Origin of the sequence: Pseudarthrobacter sp. ATCC 49987, from assembly GCF_009928425.1 — a bacterium.
In the GTDB taxonomy this organism is placed as follows: Bacteria; Actinomycetota; Actinomycetes; order Actinomycetales; family Micrococcaceae; genus Arthrobacter.
Map to the genome: position 1 here is coordinate 1,855,977 of NZ_JAABNS010000001.1, position 21,142 is coordinate 1,877,118.

At 66.4% G+C, this 21,142-nt stretch carries 21 protein-coding genes and 3 pseudogenes; 14 read left to right on the top strand and 10 right to left on the bottom strand.

Annotation, left to right across the window (positions count from 1 at the left end; genetic code table 11):
* Positions 1 to 2 precede the first annotated feature (2 nt).
* The 5 genes from GXK59_RS08795 to GXK59_RS08815 all read left to right on the top strand — a co-directional run bounded on the left by GXK59_RS08795 (position 3) and on the right by GXK59_RS08815 (position 4,578).
* Positions 3 to 1,271 carry a vWA domain-containing protein gene (locus GXK59_RS08795; RefSeq protein ID WP_160669065.1) on the top strand — a complete coding sequence of 423 codons (1,269 nt, stop codon included), beginning with the start codon at positions 3 to 5 and terminating at the stop codon, positions 1,269 to 1,271.
* Positions 1,271 to 2,086 (top strand): SRPBCC family protein, encoded by an 816-nt coding sequence (locus tag GXK59_RS08800; protein ID WP_160666071.1) that lies wholly within the window; start codon positions 1,271 to 1,273, stop codon positions 2,084 to 2,086. The genes GXK59_RS08795 and GXK59_RS08800 overlap by 1 nt, the downstream gene beginning before the upstream one ends.
* A complete protein-coding gene (locus GXK59_RS08805) occupies positions 2,079 to 3,206 on the top strand; it encodes an XdhC family protein (protein ID WP_160666072.1) in 1,128 nt (375 codons plus the stop codon). The genes GXK59_RS08800 and GXK59_RS08805 overlap by 8 nt, the downstream gene beginning before the upstream one ends.
* Positions 3,207 to 3,216: 10 nt before the next feature.
* Complete coding sequence (locus GXK59_RS08810) at positions 3,217 to 3,891, top strand: DUF5134 domain-containing protein (protein ID WP_160666074.1); 675 nt, start codon at positions 3,217 to 3,219, stop codon at positions 3,889 to 3,891.
* Positions 3,892 to 3,957: 66 nt separating this feature from the next.
* Positions 3,958 to 4,578: an L-threonylcarbamoyladenylate synthase gene (locus GXK59_RS08815; RefSeq protein WP_160666076.1), complete on the top strand. Its 621-nt coding sequence runs from the start codon at positions 3,958 to 3,960 to the stop codon at positions 4,576 to 4,578.
* Between the two features lie 14 nt (positions 4,579 to 4,592).
* Here the strand turns inward: GXK59_RS08815 and GXK59_RS08820 are convergent, their stop codons facing one another.
* From GXK59_RS08820 to GXK59_RS08835, 4 genes are all read right to left on the bottom strand, one after another.
* A complete protein-coding gene (locus GXK59_RS08820; RefSeq protein ID WP_237393828.1) occupies positions 4,593 to 4,880 on the bottom strand; it encodes a hypothetical protein in 288 nt (95 codons plus the stop codon).
* 320 nt (positions 4,881 to 5,200) lie between these two features.
* Complete coding sequence (locus GXK59_RS08825) at positions 5,201 to 5,449, bottom strand: mycothiol transferase (RefSeq protein ID WP_237393829.1); 249 nt, start codon at positions 5,447 to 5,449, stop codon at positions 5,201 to 5,203.
* A gap of 44 nt (positions 5,450 to 5,493) precedes the next feature.
* Complete coding sequence (locus GXK59_RS08830) at positions 5,494 to 5,892, bottom strand: VOC family protein (protein ID WP_160666078.1); 399 nt, start codon at positions 5,890 to 5,892, stop codon at positions 5,494 to 5,496.
* A 246-nt stretch (positions 5,893 to 6,138) separates the two neighbouring features.
* A complete protein-coding gene (locus GXK59_RS08835; protein ID WP_160666080.1) occupies positions 6,139 to 6,903 on the bottom strand; it encodes a class I SAM-dependent methyltransferase in 765 nt (254 codons plus the stop codon).
* A 257-nt stretch (positions 6,904 to 7,160) separates the two neighbouring features.
* Between GXK59_RS08835 and GXK59_RS08840 the strand changes: the two genes are divergently transcribed.
* Together GXK59_RS08840 and GXK59_RS08845 are read left to right on the top strand one after the other, a co-directional pair.
* On the top strand, positions 7,161 to 7,988 hold the full coding sequence (locus GXK59_RS08840; protein ID WP_160666082.1) for a hypothetical protein: 828 nt from the start codon (positions 7,161 to 7,163) through the stop codon (positions 7,986 to 7,988).
* Between the two features lie 105 nt (positions 7,989 to 8,093).
* Positions 8,094 to 8,342, top strand: a pseudogene (locus GXK59_RS08845) (LexA family protein); the annotation flags it as partial.
* Here GXK59_RS08845 and GXK59_RS08850 read toward each other — a convergent pair.
* A complete protein-coding gene (locus tag GXK59_RS08850; RefSeq protein WP_160666084.1) occupies positions 8,326 to 9,309 on the bottom strand; it encodes an IS481 family transposase in 984 nt (327 codons plus the stop codon). The pseudogene GXK59_RS08845 and the gene GXK59_RS08850 sit on opposite strands and share 17 nt — an antisense overlap.
* Before the next feature lie 94 nt (positions 9,310 to 9,403).
* On the opposite strand from GXK59_RS08850, the pseudogene GXK59_RS08855 reads away from it, so the two are divergent.
* Positions 9,404 to 9,592: pseudogene (locus GXK59_RS08855) on the top strand (LexA family protein); the annotation flags it as partial.
* Positions 9,585 to 10,820 (top strand): Y-family DNA polymerase, encoded by a 1,236-nt coding sequence (locus GXK59_RS08860; protein WP_202129095.1) that lies wholly within the window; start codon positions 9,585 to 9,587, stop codon positions 10,818 to 10,820. The pseudogene GXK59_RS08855 and the gene GXK59_RS08860, both read left to right, overlap by 8 nt.
* Here the strand turns inward: GXK59_RS08860 and GXK59_RS08865 are convergent.
* Positions 10,772 to 12,049, bottom strand: a complete 1,278-nt coding sequence (locus GXK59_RS08865; protein WP_160666086.1) for an ISL3 family transposase — start codon at positions 12,047 to 12,049, stop codon at positions 10,772 to 10,774. The genes GXK59_RS08860 and GXK59_RS08865 overlap by 49 nt on opposite strands.
* A 92-nt stretch (positions 12,050 to 12,141) precedes the next feature.
* Here GXK59_RS08865 and GXK59_RS08870 point away from each other — a divergent pair.
* A pseudogene (locus GXK59_RS08870) lies at positions 12,142 to 12,294 on the top strand (DUF4113 domain-containing protein); the annotation flags it as partial.
* Positions 12,295 to 12,330: 36 nt separating this feature from the next.
* Here the strand turns inward: GXK59_RS08870 and GXK59_RS08875 are convergent.
* The gene (locus GXK59_RS08875; RefSeq protein WP_337248063.1) at positions 12,331 to 13,296 is read right to left on the bottom strand and encodes an AfsR/SARP family transcriptional regulator; all 966 of its coding nucleotides are present in this window, start codon (positions 13,294 to 13,296) and stop codon (positions 12,331 to 12,333) included.
* 500 nt (positions 13,297 to 13,796) lie between these two features.
* Complete coding sequence (locus tag GXK59_RS08880; RefSeq protein ID WP_237393831.1) at positions 13,797 to 14,777, bottom strand: S1C family serine protease; 981 nt, start codon at positions 14,775 to 14,777, stop codon at positions 13,797 to 13,799.
* A gap of 181 nt (positions 14,778 to 14,958) precedes the next feature.
* Between GXK59_RS08880 and GXK59_RS08885 the strand changes: the two genes are divergently transcribed.
* On the top strand, positions 14,959 to 15,456 hold the full coding sequence (locus GXK59_RS08885; RefSeq protein WP_160666089.1) for an HtaA domain-containing protein: 498 nt from the start codon (positions 14,959 to 14,961) through the stop codon (positions 15,454 to 15,456).
* A gap of 281 nt (positions 15,457 to 15,737) precedes the next feature.
* Complete coding sequence (locus GXK59_RS08890) at positions 15,738 to 17,192, top strand: sensor histidine kinase (protein WP_237393832.1); 1,455 nt, start codon at positions 15,738 to 15,740, stop codon at positions 17,190 to 17,192.
* Here the strand turns inward: GXK59_RS08890 and GXK59_RS08895 are convergent.
* Both GXK59_RS08895 and GXK59_RS08900 read right to left on the bottom strand, forming a co-directional pair.
* Positions 17,140 to 17,850: a response regulator transcription factor gene (locus GXK59_RS08895; RefSeq protein WP_160666090.1), complete on the bottom strand. Its 711-nt coding sequence runs from the start codon at positions 17,848 to 17,850 to the stop codon at positions 17,140 to 17,142. The two genes, GXK59_RS08890 and GXK59_RS08895, sit on opposite strands and share 53 nt — an antisense overlap.
* A 102-nt stretch (positions 17,851 to 17,952) precedes the next feature.
* The gene (locus tag GXK59_RS08900; RefSeq protein WP_160666091.1) at positions 17,953 to 18,219 is read right to left on the bottom strand and encodes a hypothetical protein; all 267 of its coding nucleotides are present in this window, start codon (positions 18,217 to 18,219) and stop codon (positions 17,953 to 17,955) included.
* Positions 18,220 to 18,450: 231 nt separating this feature from the next.
* On the opposite strand from GXK59_RS08900, the gene GXK59_RS08905 reads away from it, so the two are divergent.
* Together GXK59_RS08905 and GXK59_RS08910 are read left to right on the top strand one after the other, a co-directional pair.
* Positions 18,451 to 18,753 carry a DUF4193 domain-containing protein gene (locus GXK59_RS08905; RefSeq protein WP_024367177.1) on the top strand — a complete coding sequence of 101 codons (303 nt, stop codon included), beginning with the start codon at positions 18,451 to 18,453 and terminating at the stop codon, positions 18,751 to 18,753.
* 160 nt (positions 18,754 to 18,913) lie between these two features.
* Positions 18,914 to 21,112 (top strand): putative bifunctional diguanylate cyclase/phosphodiesterase, encoded by a 2,199-nt coding sequence (locus GXK59_RS08910; protein ID WP_237393833.1) that lies wholly within the window; start codon positions 18,914 to 18,916, stop codon positions 21,110 to 21,112.
* The last annotated feature ends 30 nt before the right edge of the window (positions 21,113 to 21,142 follow it).

Here is a 21,142-nt window from a genome sequence, read left to right on the forward strand (position 1 = left end):
CATTGAATGCCGGAACCGCGCCGCTCACCGCCGCCGCTCACCCCACGGTCGAGGCGGCCGCCCTGGCCGCGGCGTTCATCACCGCCCTGCGCCGGGCCGGACTGTCGTGTTCCCCGGACCGGGCAGTCCGGCTGGCCGAAGGCCTCCGACTGATCCCACCAGGCGACGTCGAGACGCTGTACTGGGCATCCCGGGTGGTGCTGGTGTCAGCGCACGGGCAGCTGCCGGTGTTCGACGCCGTCTTCGCTGCGGTGTTCCGCGGAGCGTTTGACCCCGCCGCGCCGCCACGCACCACCGCTGCCCCCGCTGCGTCGCCGCCCGCAGCCCCTGAAGAGGCACGCACCCGGCCCTCACCGGCTGAGGATCGCGCCCCCGGGCAGGGACCGGCGCACCCGCGGACGGCACCGGCGGTTGCCTCCGCGGGACCGGAGAGCAGCAGGGACGAGGACGTCGCGGAACGGGAGGCGGTGCTGGCCATGGCCTCCGCCGAGGAACGCCTGCACCGGATGGCGTTCGCACAGCTCACCGAGGCTGAAGTCCTGGAGGTCAGGCGGCTGGCGTCCCGGCTGCTGCTCGCGACACCTACGCGTTTGAGCCGCCGCACCCGCAAGTCCACCCACAGCAGCGCCCGCCTGGATGTCCGCGCCACGGTCCGCGCGGCGCGGCGCTCCGGCACCGACACGACCCGGCTGCTCTACGCCCGGCGCCGCGAGCAGCGCCGCAAGCTGGTGATGCTTTGCGATGTCTCCGGGTCCATGGAACCGTATGCGCGGATCTTCGTCTCGCTGCTGCAGGGAGCGGTGGCCACCGCCGGCGCCGAGGCCTTCGTCTTTTCCACCCGGCTGACGCGCCTGACCCGGCAGCTGGCGCTGCGGGATCCGGACGAGGCGCTGTCCCGGGCGGCGGAGGCCGCGCCGGATTGGGCCGGCGGCACCCGTCTTGCCGACAGCATCCGGCACTTCGTCGACGAACACGGCCGCCGCGGGCTGGCCCGCGGCGCGGTGGTGGTGATCGTCTCGGACGGCTGGGCCCAGGAGGACCCCGAACAGGTCGCGGCCCAGATGGCGCGGCTGCGCCGACTGGCCCACCGGATCGTCTGGGTCAATCCACGCAAGGCATCCCCGGGCTACAGTCCACTGGCGGGCGGCATGGCGGCGGCCCTGCCATACTGCGACGCTTTCGTCAGCGGACACAGCTACACGGCTTTGGCAGAGGTGGCAGCCGCAATCCGCGGCGACGGCCAGTCATCACTCAAGGGAAGAGGGAACTAATGCAGATCGACAGCACTTTCTCGGTCGTCGCACCGATCGACACCGTCTGGGACACCATCATGGACTTTGAACGGGTGGCCGGCTGCGTCCCCGGCGCCAGGATCCTGAACAAGCTTTCCGACGACGCCTACCAGGTGGGCATGACCGTAAAACTGGGCCCGGTCAACATGCAGTACAAAGGGCTGCTCAACGTCATCGAGCGCAACGCCGCTGAACACCGGGCCGTTTTCGGCGGCAAGGCCCAGGAGACCCGCGGCCAGGGCACCGCTGACGCCACGGTGACCCTGCTCCTGACGGAAGAGTCAGGCGGCACCACCCGCGGCACCGTCAACGCCGAGCTGTCCCTTTCCGGCAAGGCCGCCGCGATGGGCAAGGGCGTGATTGGCAGCGTCACCGAACAGATGATGGCCCTGTTCGCCGGCAATCTGCAGGCCATGATCGCCACGCCCGGTGCCCCCGGCACCGTTCCAGCGGGCGGTTTGCCCGGTCTCGATGCGGAGGCGGAAGCGCAGGCGGCCGCGGCCAAGGTCTCCGGAGCGACCATACCGGCCCCGGCGTCGGAACTTCCGGGCCTTCCACCGGGCGCTGTGCCCGCCGCGGCCCGGCCGTCCCCCGCGCCCGCACCATCCCCCGCGCCCGCCGGCAGCCTGGACGCCCTCAGCCTCGCCAAGGGGATCGCGGCCGAGCAGCTCTCCAGCCCCGTGAAGGTCCTGGCGCTCGTGGCGGTCGTGGCATGCGCCTCCTACTGGGCCGGCCGCCTGTCCGCCTTCCGGCTGATCCGGGCGATCGGAAGGCTGAAGTCCGACCGTGCGTGATGTCCTGGCAGCCATGATGCCGGGCTGGCACAAGGGTGACACTGCCGGCCTGGCCACCGTGGTGAGCACCTTCAAGTCAGCCCCGCGCCTCCCGGGGGCGTCCATGCTCGTCACCGCCGAGGGGGAAGCCGTCGGCTCGGTTTCCGGCGGCTGTGTCGAGGGCGCCGTGTACGAGCTCGCCACGCAGGTCAAGGCGGACGGCACCCCGGTCCTGGTGCGCTACGGGATCAGCGACGACGACGCGTTCGCCGTCGGCCTGACCTGCGGCGGGATCATCGACATCTTCGTCGAGCCGGTATCCCGGCAAGCCTTCGCCGAACTCGACGCCGTCCGGCAGGACATCGCCGACGGACGGCGGGTTGGGGTTGCCACGGTGATCGAACACCCGGACAGCAGCTGGCTGGGCCGGCACCTGATCGTGCGGCCGTCGGACTTCGAGGGCGACCTCGGATCCGAGCGGGCCAACCTCGCCGTGGGCGACGACACCCAGGGCCTGCTCGCCGCGGGCCGCTCCGGCATCCTGAGCTACGGTCCCGACGGGGAGCGGCTGGACGCCGGGATGCGGGTCTTTTTCGCGAGCTACGCCCCGCCGCCGCGAATGCTCGTCTTCGGCGCCATCGATTTCGCCTCAGCGCTGGCCGGGCTGGGCACCTTCCTGGGCTACCGCGTCACGGTGTGCGATGCCCGGGCCGTTTTCGCTACCCCGGCGCGGTTTCCCGACGCCGCGGAGGTCGTCAACGCCTGGCCGCACCGCTACCTCGCCGAGCAGTTGGACAAGGGCCTGGTGGATGAACGCACCGTCATGTGCGTCCTCACGCACGATCCAAAATTCGACATTCCGCTGCTGGACGTTGCCCTGCGCGGCCGGCCGATCGCCTTCATCGGTGCCATGGGTTCGCGCCGGACCCATGCCGACCGGATCGCGAGGCTGCGGGAGGCGGGCCTGAGCGAGGACGCGTTGGCGCGGCTGCACAGCCCGGTGGGCCTTGACCTTGGGGCCCGGACCCCCGAGGAGACAGCGGTGTCCATCGCGGCGGAGTTCATCGCCAAGCAGTGGAACGGGAGCGGGGAGCCCCTGCGCCAGCTCGACGAGCGCATCCACCACGACGAGCAGCAGTGAGCGGACACCGTTGATCGAGAATGATCTCCTGCGCTGGGGACTGGCGGCACCGCTGCTGGCAGCGTCGCTCTATGCGTTGTTCCGCGCGGGCCGCAAGTCGCCGCCGGCCATCCGGGCCGGTTTCGGACTCCATGCCGCCATGATGACGGCCATGGTGCTGATGCTCGCCCCCGGACTCCAGTGGCCCGCACTGCCCCAGGTGTTCGTCTTCGGCCTGGCCGCCTGGTGGTTCGTCCTCCGCGCCGTCTCCCGGCGCCCCGCGCCCCATTCGAGGCCGCCCGAACACGTTCCCGAAAGACCCGGGCACGGCCGCCCTGAGGGCCAGTCCGGCCGCGGCAGCTTGCTCTACCACGCGCTGACGATGGCTGCCATGGCGTATATGCCCGCGGCCATGGATGTCCGCAGTGCCCACGGCCCGGAAGCTGCCGGCGTCGAGGCTACCGGCATCCTGGGCCAGGCGGCGCACCACGGCGGTGCCGCACTGGCAGGGTTGCCGATGCAGGGTCCGATCCAGGCCTGGGGCAGCCAGGCTGCGCTGGTTCTGGCCGTGGCATTCGGTCTGGCAGCTGCCGTGTGGGCCGTATTCCTGCTCCGGTCCCACACGGGCCGGGACCGTGGCGGCACAGGCCTGGAACTCGTGGGGGCGGCCTCGATGGCAGTGATGTTCGCGGCGCTCGCGGCGTGACGCCGCCGCGGGGCTCGAGTTAGCCGGACAGCCCGGGCGGGCCGCCGTCGGGCGTAAGCTCGTCCCATGGCGAGATACTTCGATGTTCACCCCGAAAACCCCCAGGCCCGCTCCATCAGCCAGGCCGTGGAAATCGTCCGTTCCGGCGGCCTGATCGCTTATCCCACCGACTCCTGTTACGCCCTCGGAGCGCAGATCGGGAACAAGGAGGCGCTCGACCGGATCAGGGCCATCCGCCATCTCGATGCCAAGCACCACTTCACGCTGGTCTGCAAGGACTTCGCGCAATTGGGGCAGTTTGTGCAGATCGACAACGATGTGTTCCGGAGCATCAAGGCTGTCACTCCCGGAAGCTACACCTTCATCCTGCCTGCCACCAAGGAGGTTCCCAGGCGGCTGCTGCACCCGAAGAAGAAGACAGTGGGCGTGCGCATCCCCGACAACCGGGTGGTCCAGGCACTGCTGGCAGAACTGGGCGAGCCGCTGCTCTCCAGCACCCTGTTGCTGCCGGACGAGGAGGAACCGCTGACCCAGGGCTGGGAAATCAAGGAACGGCTGGAGCACGTGGTGGACGCCGTGATTGATTCCGGGGACTGCGGCGCGGAGCCGACGACAGTGATCGACTACTCCAGCGGCGTGGCCGAAGTCGTCCGCCGCGGCATGGGCGACCCGTCCCGGTTCGAATAGGTCCTTCCGGGACCCTACGCGGACGCGATTGCGGTTGACCCCGCGGTGTCCGACGCCCGGTTCCGCAGCCAGCGGCGTGACAGGTCTATTGCCGCGATGATTCCCGCGAGCGGTGTGAGCACAGCAGCGGCGTAGACGAACAACAGCCAGCTGAGCGTGGTCAGCAGCGTCTGGTGGTCGCTCAGGAGGGACAGCCCGCCGAAGAGCCCGAGGCCCCAGAACAGGGCCACTCCGGCCAGCACGGCCGCGGCGGGAAAGTACTCGCTCGTGACAATGCTTTTGACAATACTCAAGGTTTTCATGGACCCTCCTCATGCCTGGCGGAGGGGAAGAGTCCGCCGGGGTCATTCCAAGTATGGGGCCCGCCAGGCTCGGATTTTCGACGAAATCCCGGCACGTGACGAAGCTAACTTTGCTGCCCTGGCACGACGGCGACGTCTGCCGCACCGCTCGGCAGGACCGGGACGCCGAGTGGTGGCATGATGGGCGAATGAGCGGCGTCACGTGCGATCTGACCATCTCCCTTGTCGGGTCCGCGGTCGGCCCGAAGCCACGGCACTTGCCTCGTTTGTCTCAGCTTCCGATCAGGCGCGGGGAAGTCCCGACACCCGAATCGACGAGCTCACGCAGTTGGCGGGCGGCGGTGCGTGGCTCTTTGGAAGTGTCTCCCAACTGGTCCGCGTTTCAGGCGAGATCGTTCGAGCACTGGAGTAAAACCGGGCCGCTGCCGGACGTCCGCGTTTCCTCGGGACTGAGGTCCAGCCGACCTGCCGTCGACCATCTCGCGCACAATGTCGAGATGGCCGGCGTGCACGGAAGTCTCAACAAGTACGCGAAACACGATCCAGTCCGTCGACCGTTCGGAACACATGCTGGCGCTCGTTCGCTAACTGTGCGCGAGCAGGTGTGCTTCGCTCAGGGCCCGGCTTCGTATCCGATGAGCCAGTGAAGTCCGTGGCGATCTATTACCTGGCCGTCCGAAGCGCCCCAAGGCTTCGGAGCAAGGGGGTCCACCACCCGGCCGCCGACCGCAAGTTTGTCGAACCACTCATGGAGAACTGAGGGCTCGGCGGTCCCCAGCAGGGAGAGCATGACACCTTCGAGCCGGACACTTTTCTGGCCTGCGGCCGCGTCCGATCCCGCCAAAGCAACTAGGCCGTTGAGCATTCCGTGAGCTATAGCGTCTGGGGGGCCGTCGCTGCGACTGAAGTCATCATAGGTGTGCAAGGAGAGCTCTCCGCCGAAAACGTCCGCGTAGAAGCCGAGCGCTTCACGCGTGCCCGGGAAACTGACATAGATCTGCGGCGCCGTCATGTGCACAGCATACAGACACCGCCCACCCGCCCCTTCAGCCGCAACTTTCCTCCACATCCCGCCAACCATGCATCAGGCGCAATCGGGCACGTATCGGTAGTTTGCGGACTAGCTTTTGAACGAATAGCTCTTCGAGGATGCAGAACCGGTCGCAGCGATGAGGCCGCTCGCCAGAGGAATCTATTCGTTCCGGAGGCCTCGAGGCTCGACGAGAGGACGGGCACGGCTTCAGTATTTACGGAAGCTTCACCGGCGGCGAACAACCCCCTGCGCCAGTTCCTCATCGGCCGAAACGGGCATGGCGGTTTTGTTTGCTTCGAGGACGAAGAAGATGAAGGACAGGAACGCTGTCCTCTCGCCGTTGACGATGCGCGGGGGAAGGAGTTCGTGCGGTGTGTCTGGAGATGGCTCTGGTTCGCTCACGGTGGCTATGCGGTATCCCGCCGACGTGAAGGCGCTGATCATCTCTTGAAGTGGTCGGTGCCAGAAGGTCAGGACCGCAGGCTCGCCATCGAACTTGTAATCCTCCGAGTACTGCCGGATGGCGAAGTAGTCCTCCGTTGGTTGGGTGACAACGCTGACCGTGGGGTGGTTGACCGACAGGATCAGGCGACCGCCCGGCTTCAGGACGCGCCGCAGTTCGGCAAGTGGTGCTGACCAGTCCTCCAGATAGTGCAGGACCAAGGACGAGACAACGTCATCGAAGGAGTCATCGGCGAAAGGGAGCGGTTTGCTGAGGTCGGCCACGTACAGGTCCGCGGTCGCGCCCAATCGCTGTCTTGCCAATTCGAGCATCGCAGGACTGGAATCGAAGCCGGTCATGATCGCGCCTTTCGCGCTCAGTGCCGCGGACAGGGGCCCGGAACCGCACCCTGCGTCCAGGACACGGTGACCGGTCACGTCGCCGGCAAGGCCAATCATTGCCGGCCGCTCGTAGTACGCGTTGAGGAGGCTGGACTCATTTTCAGCCGAGTAGTTCTCGGCGAAATCGTCATAGTGATTGGCCTTCACTTCTCTTCCCTTTCAGGCACATCCTCACGGGCGGGACAATAGGGTCGACCCTAGCAAGCAAGAGCCGTCCTTCTCTACCACTTACGGGACACCCCTTGGTGTCTTTTATGCCTTCTCCAAGGGTGGTTGTGATCCCACCCCTTCCCGCCCTCCATTGCCATAGAACTGGGAATTGTCTTCCATGGAACCAGCGGAAGTTTGCGGAGTGGCTTTTGATCGAATGGCTCCAACGGCCAACTCGGTTAGCCTTCGGATCAATGAACCCCTTTGGACTGCCGGACCACCAACTCGCCGCCTTCGCCCGTCCGGGCCTGGATTACCTTCCTACCGGGCACGACGCTGAGGACGCAGTGCAAGCCGGGATAGGTGACGTAGGGTCCCTCGCCGCTCTTGCGTTACCGGACGTCGTGGCGACCAGGATCAGCCGGCTGGGAGTCGACGTCAGCACCGGGACCATGACAGAGCGGCTACTTGACGCAAGCGATGGGAGCACCGTCATTTCGGGCCTCAGATACCGCAACCTCTATCCGGCCTTCCCGTTCGTGGCGGTCAAGACTACTGCCCGAATAAACGACGCCGAGTCTGCGGATACACTGGCCGCCCAAGTGGCCGCGGCCTACCGCGGGGTGGGCATGGCCGGGTCCCTATGCGTGGCAGAAGCGGCGACTGAAATGTTCGCCGATTACCAGCACGAACATCAAGCGGGGCGATCCGATGCCCCGGTGCTCGCCCCGTTTGTTTCAGGGTCGCACGAGGAGGGGCTCCAGGACGCGGCGGACCAGGGCTCGTTGATGACGCTCCGGGACGACCACGGCTTTGCGGGGTTGGTGGCTGCCACCATCTCACCGATCTTTGGCCGACGTGCAGTCTGCATGCTGGACGTGTTTCTGACGGAACGCCTGCGTGGCAAGGGCTTGGCTCCAGCAGCGCAGTCAACTTTCCTGACCGGCCAACGCTCGGGCGCGGACACCGTCTGCGGCCACATCCACGCAGGGAACCTGCCCTCGCAGCCGCACGGCCCTGAAGCTGGGCCGGCGGCCGGTCCAGCAGGAGTACTTCGTCAGCCTGTCCGCAGACTGAAATAGCCGGCCCCGCAGCTTGGGACAGCTGCCTCTGGGCAAAGTCTGCCCAATGTCAGTACCCGGAGCTACACTGGATGTATCGAACATATATTCGAATGAAGGTGTGTTGTGGGCGTAATCATCGGGCCCCGCGTGATAGACGCGGGCACTTCTCTTCTGTCGGTCCTGATCTCGCCGGTGCCGGTCGCCGCAGGCTACCCTTCCCCGTCCCAGGACTACTTTGACGGCCGCATCGACCTTAACGAACACCTCATCAAGGACATCACCAGCACCTATGTCGTCCGGGTGTCCGGGGACTCCATGGCGGGCGCCGGGATCAGCGACGGCGACGAGCTGATCGTCAACCGGGCGCTAGATGTACTCGGCCAGGACGTTGGTTACATCTGCTGATGGGTGGTCGTCCTCCGAGGGCGCTGTGGTTGCGGCGGTGGTTGTAGAAGTCTAGCCAGCCCGTGAGGGCCTGTGTGCGGTCGTCGCTGGAGTCATAGGCGTTCTTATAGGCCCAGCCTTCCTGGAGAGTGCGGTTGAACCGCTCGGCCTTGCCGTTCTGCCACGGGCTGCGCGGTTTGGTGCGCCGGTGTTTGGCGCCGAGATCCGCGATGGCCGTAGCGAAGTCCGCGGACCGGATGTAGGCCAGGGCGTTGTCGGTCATGACTTCGCGCACCGGTGCCCCGTTCGCGGCCATGAACGCCGCGGCGTTGGTCAGGAACCGGGCGCAGGTCGGCCCTTTCTCGTCGGGCAGGACCTCGACGTAGGCCAGGCGGGAGTGGTCATCCACGGCGACGTGGACGTAGTCGTACCCGATGCCGCGGCCTCTGACGGCTTCGCTGCGGCCATGGACCCGCCAGCCGCCGCCGTTCGCTATGCCGCCGAGTTTCTTGACGTCGATATGCAGCAACTCTCCGGCGGTGTCGCGTTCGTAACGGTGGTCGGTGGCCCGGCCGGCCCGGATGCGGTCGCCGCTGATCGGGTCCAGTTCCCACAACCGGGGCAGCCCGGCCCTGGCGATGATCCTAGAGACCGTGCGGGCCGGGACCTTGCAGCGTTCGGCCAGCTCGACCGGGCCTTCGCGGTGCTTCTCCCGAGCCGCGAGCACGTCCTCGATCTTCGCCTCGGGGGTGGCGTGCGGGCACGAATGCGGGCGTGAGGACCGGTCCTCCATCCCGTCCCAGCCGTGTTCGACATAGCGCTTGAGCCACCGGTGGGCGCATGCGCGGGAAACACCCATTTCCTTCGCCACATGCGCCACGGGACGGCCGCCCAGAAGACGCTGGACAAGGATGCTTCTACCGGCAGGAGTCAGACGGGCATTACGGTGGACCATGAAGACCTCTTAGTCGTTAGGTGTGTGTGGTAACCACCAACCTAAGAGGTCTTCACCCTTTTCAACATGTAACCAACGTCCTGGCCGAGTACAGCTAGAGCCCCGCGACGGCTGTGTCGTCGTCGCGGTCCTCGACGGCGAACTCACCGTCAAGAGGCTGCGCCTCACGACTTCCGGCGTGGTCCTCCAGGCGGACAACCCACGCTACCCGGACATCAGGGTCGCAGCGTTGTCGGACCTCGTCATCTGGGGCGTCGCGACCCGCTGCCTCCACCATGTCTAGGGCCGGGCCCGGCCTGGGCAGTGTCGCCCTCGTCGATGTGAACTGCTTCTACGCCAGCGCCGAACGCGCCTTCGACCCCTCCCTGGAGAGCCGTCCGCTGGTGGTGCTCTCCAACAACGACGGATGCGCCGTCGCCCGCTCCCCCGAGGCGAAGGCACTTGGAATCCCGCTCGGCGAGCCCTGGTTCAAGCTCGCGCCACGGGCAAAGGAATGGGGGCTCGTGGCGCGCTCGAGCAACTACGAGCTCTACGGGGACATCAGCGCCCGGGTGATGGAACTCCTCGGCCGCTACTCGGCCTGGCTGGAGGTCTACAGCATCGACGAGGCTTTTCTGGGCGTCCGCGGCACCCCTCAGGAGCTGCAGCGGCTGGGCCACACGATGAAGACGGCAGTGCGCCGGAACGTCGGCGTCCCCGTCTGCGTTGGCATCGCAGGCACCAAGACCTTGGCGAAACTGGCCAACAAGTGGGCCAAACACAATCCGGCGTTCGACGGCGTCTGCCACTGGGATGCCGTCCCCGCCGCCCAGCAGGAAAGGCTCATGGCGGGCCTGTCCGTGATCGAGCTCTGGGGTGTTGCGGCACAGTTGACCAAACGGCTGAACGGGCTGGGGATCCATTCGATTTCGGACCTCGCCCGGGCGGATCCGATCCGGATCAGGGACCGCTTTTCGGTGGTCCTGATGCGCACGGTCCTCGAACTCCAGGGAACTCCGTGCATCCCGCTGGAGGAGCAGCGAATAGGGCGCGACCAGCTCATCTTCAGCCGCTCCTTCGCCACTCCGATCACCACCGGCGCCGCGCTGCGCCAGGTCCTCGGCGTCTATGCCCAGCAGGCCAGCGCCCGGCTGGCTCGCCACGGGCTTCAGGCCAAGGTGCTGACAGCATTCGCGGCCACGTCGTTCTACGACCCGCAGTCCAGTTCCCACCCTTCCGTGTGCGTGCCCCTGCCCATGCCCACCGCGGACCCGGTTCTCCTGGCAAGGGCCGCCTATGCCCTGCTCCCCCGGATCGACGACGGTGTCAAGTACGTCCGCGCGGGCATCATGGTCACGGACCTGCGGCCCACGGGCAACCAGGCACCGTTGGAGGTCTTCGAGAACCCACATGAGGAACGCGGCATTGGCCCTCTGCTTGAGGAGGTTAGCGGCTCTTCCACTTTTGGCGTGGCGGCAGGTGTTCAGCATGCTTGTTGGGCTGCCGTGTACAACAATAGCCGGAGCCTGTAATGCTCATGATTCCGGTATCCGCGGGCCGCTCGTTTGAGGTTCTTGGCGCTGAGGTTCGCCGCTTCGCTGCGCGCGTTCGTGACCCTGGCCCGGCAGAACGTGAGCAGTTCTTTGCGCCACATTTTCAGGGTCAGGAACAGTGATTTCGCCTCGCGCATTCTGGTCGCTTTCACGGCGTTTTCGAGCTCGGCCCAGGCTCGGTGGAAGCCGTCGATGTGATTGGTCTTCAGCAGCTGGCGGACGTGTTCCTTGATGCCCCAGACGACACCGAGTTCAAGGTCAGAGCCAATGATTTCCTGCATCCGTCCGCGCTGGGCGGAGGACATGTTTTCCTGGTTGCAGGTCAGCAATTTCCGGTACTTCCAGGCCGGATCCGTGGCCCTGCCGCGCCTGCCGTGGAGGTCGTGAGCGCGGCGCCGCCGGACATCGGTGACCATCTGGTTCGCCCGGGCCACCACATGCCAGTGGTCCACGGTGATGGCTGCCTTGGGCAGGACCTTGCGGATGGCCCGGCGGAACTCGGTGGACATGTCCATGGCCACCATTTCCACCTTGTTACGCCACCAGCGCGGTCGTGCGCCGATCCAGTCACGCACCGCCTGGCCGCGGCGGCCGTCCACAATGTCCAGGATCGCGCCGGTGTCCAGGTCCGTGAAAACGATCGACCAGGGCTCTACCCGGGTGACTTTTCCGGCATCGTTTTTCAGGTAGCGGACCCGCCGGAAGCGGTGCTCGTCCACGCCCAGACGGCGGACCAGGCGACGGTCCACACCGCCGTCCAGGACGGCAGTGTCCTCCATGACACGCATGGCGGTCGTCCACGACACACCCGAGGCCGCGGCAACCCGGGAGACGGCCCGAAGCTCCGCGGACAGGTCTGCGACAATGCCGGCCACGAGCCTGCTGGTCAGCCGGGAACGCAGCGGAATCTCATCGGTGGTCTGCACGAAGGACCGCCGCGGACACTGCGGTTCCAGACACGCCAGCCGCCGCTTCCGGACCCTGACGTCCAAGGGCTCTCCGCCGCACTGGACATCCCGGACACGGTGAACCGGACGGGCCTGGATCCGGGACGACAACACCCCGCAGTCAGGACAAGCCCCTTCCCGCTCGACCGGCTCGACAAGAACCGTCCGGACCCCGCCGGCGCGCTCGGCGGAGAGCACAACATGGCCCTCCAAATTGAACAGAATCGACGCGGCATCGCACGTCTGCGTAATCTGTAACAAGGCTCGTAGTCCTCAGCAATAGATGTCTCGACAACACCTATGCTCGCAGGGCTACGAGCCCCTTCATTTGAAGGACACCACGCTAAAAGTCGATGAGCCAGGTTAGCCGGAGGTACGGCCGGGGCTCGATTGGCCTTGGCCTCGCCGGAATCCGGGGCGGGCCGGACTGGAGTATGAAACGGGACATGCTGTCCCCCCGCTACACCACCCACTGGGACGAACTCCCGGTTGTCAAAGCAGCGTGAGGGACCCGGGCGGCGGGCCGCCGCGCCAGGACAGGTTCAGACGGCGACGGCCAGCGCCTGCTGCAGGAAGGAGTCGAGCACCCGGCCGGCGTTCTCCTGCATGCGCCGGGATTCCTCTGCGGCGGGCTGCGTGCTTTTGGGGCCGTGCAGCCGTTCGCTCAGATAGAGCAGGGCTGCCAGGACTTCCGAGAGTTCGGTGTTTCCCTCGGCGCGCTGCCGCAACAGCCTCATGTGGGCAGCCTGCAGGGCCGGCCCCGGGGCGCACCCCAGATCGCGGTCGAACAGCCGGCGGCAGCGCTCATATGCGGCCAGTCCCTCCACGGGGAGACCCGCCTGCTCGTATCCCGTGACCAGGATGGTCCATGCACGTTCGTTGAGCGGCTCCGAACGGATCGCGGTCTGTGCCAGCGAAACAGCGAGTTCGGGTTTGTCCAGAAATGCTGCGGTTTCTGCGGCGAGAATCTGGGCGTCGACTTTCGCGGCTGCGTGGCGGGCCCGGGCCTCCTCCGCCCACTCGGCCACCAGCTCAAAACCCAGCAGCGGCTCTGCGGCCAGCTCCAAGGCCTGCAGCGAGAGCATGTGAGCCTCCGCAGGCGGGGACTGCCGGGCCGTGCGGATCAGCTCGTGAAACTCTGACAGGTCGAGTTCCACCAGCTGTGGATCAAGGACGTAGCCGGCGTTCGCGGTGCGAAGCGGACCCGATTTGGTGTTGCCGGGCTGGATCGCCCGGCGCAGGCCGCTGACATAGCTCTCGAGAGTCGCGACGGCGCCGTCGCTGGCATGCGGTCCCCATAGCATCTCCACGAGACGCGTCTTCGAAACAGGTGTCCCGAGGTTCAACAGGAGAATTTCCAGAATGTGCCGCGGCTTGCAGCCTCCCAGGTCCGCAGCCCTGAGCACTGCCCCATTTCGCCGGACCTCGAATGTTCCGAATAGCCGAACCGAAATTCCCGGTGCGGGAACGCTCAAATTGTCCACTTTGATCCCCTCCCCAGGTATCACTAAATTGCTCCTCGAAGAGCCGAAAGGAATTACAGGAAAGGTACGCTGAGACTCACTTCCATCCGACTTTCTAGGGAAACCGTTTCACGCAGAACGAGGCTCAACAAGGAATGCAACTACCCGATCGTTGACCGCGCGGAAAGTCGGGTACACCGGGGAACGCCGCCAAGTATCCTCCAGAAGTCTCCTGAGTACCCGGACGGTGAGGCAAGTATCACCACCCCCAAGCGGTGGTACGCCCCCGGGTACGTCCACCCGGGCCGCAATGGCGGCCCGGTCGGAGGAGCTCTCCAGGAGCACAGGGCACATGTGCCGGCCGCAGACCCGTCCCGCTCGACGAAGATCAGGTTTCGAACGGCGCCCTGACGCGCGAACCGGGAATTTCCGTATCCCATTTCCCGGCCGTTGTCAGTGGCAAAAGAAATGCCGGAGCAATCACCCTGATCAACGGAAGAGGATATTTCCGGATCCATCGGCATTCCCGAGGGCACCACTAAACCCTACTTCTCCCTCATCTCCTCGGGGACGGTGAGCACCCGGATTTCGGCACCGTCACGCAATACCGCCAACTCCAGCGGCACACCAATGGCCTCGGCAAACAGCAGCTTCTGCAGACTTTCGGCATTGGAGACCGCCTTTTCACCGACCCTGAGCAGCACATCCCCCGCCCGGAGTCCGGCCCGCTCGGCGGGAGAACCTGTCAGGACTTCGACCACCAGGAGCCCTTCGCGGTGTCCGGTCCGGACCACAGCGCTGGGCTGGAGTTGGAGTGGGGTGTTGACGAGCCCGAGGTAGGCGCGGCGGACGCGGCCGTCCTTAAGCAGCGCTGCAATGATCCGCCGCGAGGTGGCGTTGACCGGGACGGCAAGGCCCAGCCCGGCCCCGGCCACCGCCGTATTGATGCCGACGATCCTGCCCCGCGCATCCGCGAGCGCTCCGCCCGAACTTCCCGGGTTGAGGGCTGCGTCGGTCTGGATGACGTCCTCGATCATCCGGCGGTTGCGTCCGGACCAGACGGGAATGGAGCGTCCCAGCCCGCTCACCACCCCGGCGGTCACGGAGCCCGAGAGTCCCAGCGGGTTGCCGACCGCGATGACCAACTGCCCGACCCTGAGCGACTCTGCATCACCCAGGTCCGCGGGCGTCACAGTCGGGGCCCTGCCGTGCACGACAGCCAGATCGGAAAGTGGATCCGAGCCGACCACTTCCACGGCGGTGCGGGTCCCGTCGGCATATACCGCGCTGCCGCATTGGGCGCCGCCCACCACATGGGCGTTGGTGAGGAGGTACCCGTCCGAGGTGAACAGGACGGCTGAGCCGGCGCCGATGCGGAAGCGGCCCTGCCGTCCGGTGCCGGACACTTCCAGCGCCGCCACATGGGGAGTCACCGCGGCGGCGACGCTAATCACCGTTGCGGAATAGGAATCAAGGGGGTCCTCGGACGCCTCGGGGTCAGGGACCCGGCTGATCGCAGTTGCCACAGCGCACCTCCTGAACTGGTACTCATCTAAGTCAACCACCGGCCCGGGAGGCATAGTCCGGCGCCCCCTACGCCCTCAGAGAAATACGCCGGATGTCATGACGGCGGGGCGGCAGTTCATGCGGCAGGCCATGCGCCGCTAGGCTCAGAGAGTCCAGCTTTTCAGCCACAGGAGAACCTACGTGAACGCAGCGTCCGCTTCACCCGATCCGCTGCCCGCGCTGGGCCTGAGCTGGGGCATCAAGCGCAGCTTCATCGACTACATCAACAGCCTGCCGGACGGGTCCGTCTCCGCGACCAACGGGGCGACCATGGCCGAACCTTCCCTGTTCTGCTTCAGCCCAGAGTCCTCTGACTACGACGTCGAGCGCGGCACAGGCCTGCTGCGCTTCCGCGGGGATGTCCGGCTCGCCGGCCACCACGGCATGCTGCTGGTCCGGCTGCTGGATCCTTGGATCACCTTCACCGGCGGCAGCGGAGTGCTCTCCATCAGCACCGGCGATGGCCAGGACCGCACCGCGGTCGGGTTCCTCACTCCGTCAAAGCCCCGCGTCGCCGGCGGGTCTCTCGTTTGGGAACCAGTCGACGTTGTCATTTCCCCGGAAGGATCCGAGCTCTTCGACGGCCAGTATGCCGCCGGCCAGCCCATGGATCCGCTCTTCATCCGGGTCGCAGCCTAAGGAGAGCCGCGCTGGTGGAGTTCGTGAACGATCGCCTTCGGCTCTAAATGCACAAATGACCGGCCGCACACTGGTTGAGGAGAGAGTGCGGCCGGTAGCCTGTGGCGGCCGGCGGATGTGCGCCGAAGCCTTGAGCCTGTCGGCTCCTTCATGAACTTTTCCTGCCTTAACTGTGCCGCACAGCACCTGAGAGGACCCTGAGAAGGCCCTCGTCGCGTCGGGCTCCGGAAAACTCTCCGGCAGCGGTTGTCCGGGGACCGCCGGTGCCGCATTCTTGGAACATGGAACGGCCCACGTCCCCGGCCGGGCGGTCCCGCCGCAGCAGTTGGGGCTTGCGCAAGCGCTCGACGGCGGTCGCCGTCGCCGTCGTTGCCGCTGCGCTTCTCCTCGGTGGCGTCATCTGGCTCGCCCTGCTGCAAAGCACCCTCACGGCCTCAATCGATTCCGCTTCCCTGCGGAAGACACAAGACGTGATCGTCCAACTGGCTGACCATGACATCGATGAGGTCGCCGAGTACATCGGGTTGACGGCTTACGCCGGCCAGTATGTCCAGCTCCTGGACGCCTCCGGGCAGGTGGTAGCAGGGTCCGAGCCCAAGGCCGCCCAGGTGCCCCTGACCGCCCGACGCCCCTCCCCTGGCCAAACCCAAACCCAGGACGTCTCCAGTCTCCCCAACATCGGCAACCAGGACGACTTCCACGTGGTCACCGCCGGAGTGCGGGTCGGTTCCGCCGAGTACACCGTGGTGGTTGCCTCCTCAGTGCAGGTGCAGGCCGACACCGTCGCCACCGTGGCGTGGTTCCTGCTGGCGGCTACCCCATTGCTGCTCGCTGTCGTTGGCATCTCGGTATGGCTGCTGGTGGGACGATCGCTGCGCCAGGTCGAAAGGATCCGGGGCCAGGTTGCCCGGATCGACGCCGAACGCCTCGATGGCCGCATTGACGTCCCGCCCACCAACGACGAACTCGAGGCTCTGGCCCGGACCATGAACATGATGCTGGAGCGGCTCCAGGCATCGGACCGTGAACAGCGCCGCTTCGTCTCCGATGCAAGCCACGAATTGCGCAGCCCGCTGGCCACGTTGAGTGCCGGCGTGGAGATCGCCGCGGCGGATCCATCCGGAGCGATGTGGCTCCAGATGAAGGATGTCCTTGCCAGCGAAACGGAGCGCATGCGCTATCTCGTGGAGGACCTGCTGACCCTGGCCAAGGCGAACGACGGGGGGCCGGCGGTCGAGGATGCAGACGTGGACCTGGACGACGTCGTGGACCAGGAGATCAGGCGGCTGCAGTCGGCGAGCCTGCACCAGATCACAGCCGAGCTCACGCCGACCCGAATCCGGGGCGATGCCCGGCGCATCGGCCAGGTGCTCCGCAACGTCCTGGACAACGCTGAGCGGCACGCGCGGTCCCGGCTCCGGGTCACCCTGCGCACCACGGCCAGCGGCGCCGTAATCACCGTCGACAACGACGGCGATCCCGTTCCCGCGGCGGACCGGGTGCGGATCTTTGAGCGCTTTGTCCGGCTCGATGAGAGCCGCTCCCGGGAAAGCGGCGGCAGCGGTCTCGGCCTGGCCATTGCGGCGGGGATCATGTCCGCCCACCACGGCACCATCCGCGCCACCGAAGGACCCGACGGTGAATGCCGTTTCGAAATTGCGTTTCCCCTGCCCGGGGCCCCGGCTACTGATGAGGGCGAGGAACATGCGCCGGTTCGGAAATCTGCCCGGCGCTGAGCTGGTAGCCCATCCCGCGCACTGTGGCCAGGCTGCGGATACCGAACGGGGCATCGATTTTGCGCCGCAGGTAACCGATGTAGACCTCCACGACGTTGTCCCCGCCTTCGAACGCCGAATCCCAGACGTTGTCGAGGATCTCCGCCTTCGACACAACTTGGTCGTGCCGCCGCATGAGATAGTGCAGCAGCCCGTATTCGCGGGCCGTGAGGCTGATCTCCGTGCCGTCCCGTCGGACCCGGCGGTTGACGGGGTCGATGGACAGGGTACCGAGCGTCAGCACGACGGGCCGCTCGGGGGCCCCTCGTCGGATCAGGGCACGGATCCGGGCCACGAGCACCAGGAAACTGAACGGTTTGGTCAGGTAGTCATCGGCACCGAGGTCAAAGGCATCCGTCTGGTCGTACTCCCCGTCCTTCGCGGTGAGCATCAGCACCGGGGTCCAGATCCGGCGTTGGCGCAGTTCCTTGAGCACGTCGTAACCGTTCATGAGCGGCAGCATCAGGTCCAGCAGGATCGCGTCGTAGTGGGATTCGCTTGCCGCCGACAGTCCGCTGACGCCGTCATGGGCCACGTCCACGACGAACCCTTCATTCACAAGGCCCCGGCGAACGGTATCAGCGAGGTGCCGCTCGTCCTCCACCATCAGAACCCTCATTGCGGACTCCTCTCCTCAGACCCAGTATGGCGCCTGGAGCGCCTCTCGGCATGTCTGGTTGCAGGGGGAATCGCGGGCACCGCACCGTGAGCGGGGCGTCTCCTAAACGTCTTCGCGGGCCTGGGGCACCTGGGCAGCGGAGCCAAACAGCCAGCTGGAGACGTCGCTGCGCAGGACAAAGTGGGGTCCGCCCGTGGCACTGACGCTGCCGGTGGGAACGTAGTACCCACGGCCGGCGCCGGGACCGCCGGCCGCGCGGTCAAGGGCGTCGGTGAGCTGTCTGGGCAGGTGGCCCACGGGGCCGAGGGCCCGGAGGCGGTCAACTTCGTCGGGCGTGAGCCTTCCGAACACTGCAGCGATATCTGCCATCCCGGTTCCCTTCTGGCGGACGGTGCCTGAGGAACAAGCCTAGAACCACAGCATGAACGGCGTATGAAATCCGGACGACGATCATCGAACAGATGCCACCCCGGCGGAAACCCATCACCGGTGTTGTGAGTGTCACTGCACACAGTGCCCCTACACCCAGCAAATTAACGGGTGCATGCTGTACCGTTCAATCCCGGGAAACTCAGAACAACGGAATCGAGAATCAACCAGGTGGCAACCGACTATGACGAAGTCCGATCCGACGTTGCGGAATCACGCAACGCCTCGCTGGAGGCCCTTCGCTCCGCGAACGCGCCGGACGCCCGCAGCGTAACCCGCGAGCTCGATGAGGCGGACACCTCCGAAGGCGTAGAACTGCCGGGCGCCGACCTCTCCGGCGAGGAACTGACGGTCACCGTCATTCCGCAGAAGGACGACGAGTTCACGTGTTACTCATGTTTCCTCGTCCGGCACCGCTCGCAGCTCGCCCGCGAAAAGGCAGGCCACTCGTACTGCGCTGACTGCATGAGCTAACAGGCGGCCCGCTTCACATTTCCGCCGTAACGCCGCCGGGCATGCCATGCACGACGCGTTCCGATACGCTCCTCATTGACGATTCGGCGCGTGCCGGTACCTAGCCGGAGGCGGAATCATGCGGAACTGGACCATCAAGCCTGAGGACCAGCCTCCTCTAGTGGCTGGTGCCACTACTGATGGCCATGGTGATATCAACAGCTTCGGCACCGGCAAACCCGGGACCGGAGCTGTTGCCGTCGGGACCGGAGACCGGCTCCCCGGGCGCACCTGGAGTCTCAAGACCGAATGGTCGAGGGCCTTCGCCATGATGCTGGTGGCGCTGCTCGTGGGGGCCCTGGCCACGGTTGTCGGCGTCAGGGGTGTCGGGGACCAGGTCCAGGAGACTGCCGCCCGCCTCCAGGGCGAATCAGAGGTGATCGCGCAGTTACGATCTGCCCTCGATGCCCATGAACAGGCCGGCCTTCAGCTCCTGTCCAACGCACCGGTTGACCGTTCGGTGTTCCTCCAACAGCAGCGGGACATTTCCCGCCGCTTCGACGAGGCCATCGACTACCTGCCGGCGGAGCGGGACATGCGCGCCGCCGCGGCTAAGGCCCGCGCCCAGTGGCAGGAGGGCCTCGCGGAACGTGGGCTGTGGGGCGACCAGATGCAGACCCTCACGGGAAACCACGTGGCCGAGTCCCCGGGTCTCGACGCGTCCGGCGCCGGGGTCCGTGCCTTGCTGGATGGGATTCAGCGGTCAGCCCTTGAGGCGATGGACTCCGGGCTGGCCTACAGTGCCGAGCTCCAGCAGATCGTGATCGCAGCCCGCAGCGCTTTGTTCGGGCTGGCGGCGGCCGGCGTCGTTTACTTCCGCAGCAGAATGGTCAAATTCCTCATCCGGCCCGTCGAGGGCCTGCACAGCGGGGTTCTCAAACTGAAGGCCGGCGACTACAGCCACCGCATCGACGTCGTCCGCCGCGACGAGCTGGGTGAACTGGCAGAGGCCTTTAACTCCATGGCCGCCGCTGTCCACGACAGCCATCTGGCCCTGACGCACCGCGCCACGCATGATCCCCTGACAGGGCTGGCCAACCGGGCGGCGTTAACCGAGCGGCTCGCAAAGTCATTCCACCCGGGCACAGCCGGAAAGTCCCGGCACGAAGGGCTGCTGTTCGTCGATGTCGACGACTTCAAGGACGTCAACGACTCGCTGGGGCACGAAGGCGGCGACGCGCTGCTCATCCAGCTTGCCAACCGCTTGCAGGGCTGCGTGCGGTCCCACGACCTCGCCGCCCGCCTCGGCGGGGACGAGTTTGCGATCGTGGTGGGAGACGATGCCGACGGATCCGTCACCGCCGCGATCGCGGAACGGATTCATGATGCACTGCGGTCACCCTTTTCGGTCGGCGAAGTCCGGCTGAAAGTTTCAGTCAGTATGGGCGCCACACTTCACCGCCCCGAAACCGTGGAACCCGCCGATTTGCTGCGGCAGGCAGACTTCGCCATGTACATGGCCAAACAAGCAGGCAAGGGACGCTACCAGCGCTTCGACGCCGAGGGCTATGACAGGATGGCGCACCGTGCAGCCCTCCGTGCCGATCTGGCCGCCGCAGTGCCCGAGCGGCAGCTGCGGATCGACTACCAGCCGGTGGCTGATCTGCGCACCGGGGAAATCCTGGGTTTGGAGGCGCTCGTGCGCTGGAATCACCCCACGCTGGGGCTGCTGGAGCCCGCGGAATTCGTCCCGCTGGCCGAGGAAACCGGAGACATCGAGGAGATCGGCCGCTGGGTACTGGCCACCGCGAGCCGCCAGGCCGCCCGCTGGCGCGCCTCGATGGGCCACTGCGAAAACCTCTGGGTTTCCATCAACCTCTCCACCCTGCAGTTGCCCAGCCCGCGGAACCTGGACGCGATCGAGAGAATCCTGATGGATCCCGCTGCGGAAGCGGACAAAGTCGTCCTGGAAGTCACCGAAACAGCATTGGCCAGCAGCATCGACGGCGGCATCACGGCGCTCCACCGGCTTAAGGCCGTCGGCGTCCGCATCGCCATAGACGACTTCGGGACCGGCTACTCCTCACTGAGCACCCTGGCCGATCTGCCCGCGGACATCCTCAAGATTGACCGATCATTCCTCGCCGCCAGCACCTCCGATGCCGCCTCTGCCGCCATGCTCGAGGGCATCCTCGGGCTGGCCCACAAACTCAACCTCGAGGCGATCGCCGAAGGCATCGAAGACGCCGGGCAACTGGCCCTGCTCCGCGGCCTGGGCTGCCGCATGGGACAGGGATACTTCCTGTCCCGTCCCGGCCCCGCCCCCATCATCGAAGCGCTCCTCGCGGCAGGTTCCCGGCTCCAGCCGCCGGTGGCGTAGGGGCAGCCGGGAGGCCGGTGCGATTTCGCG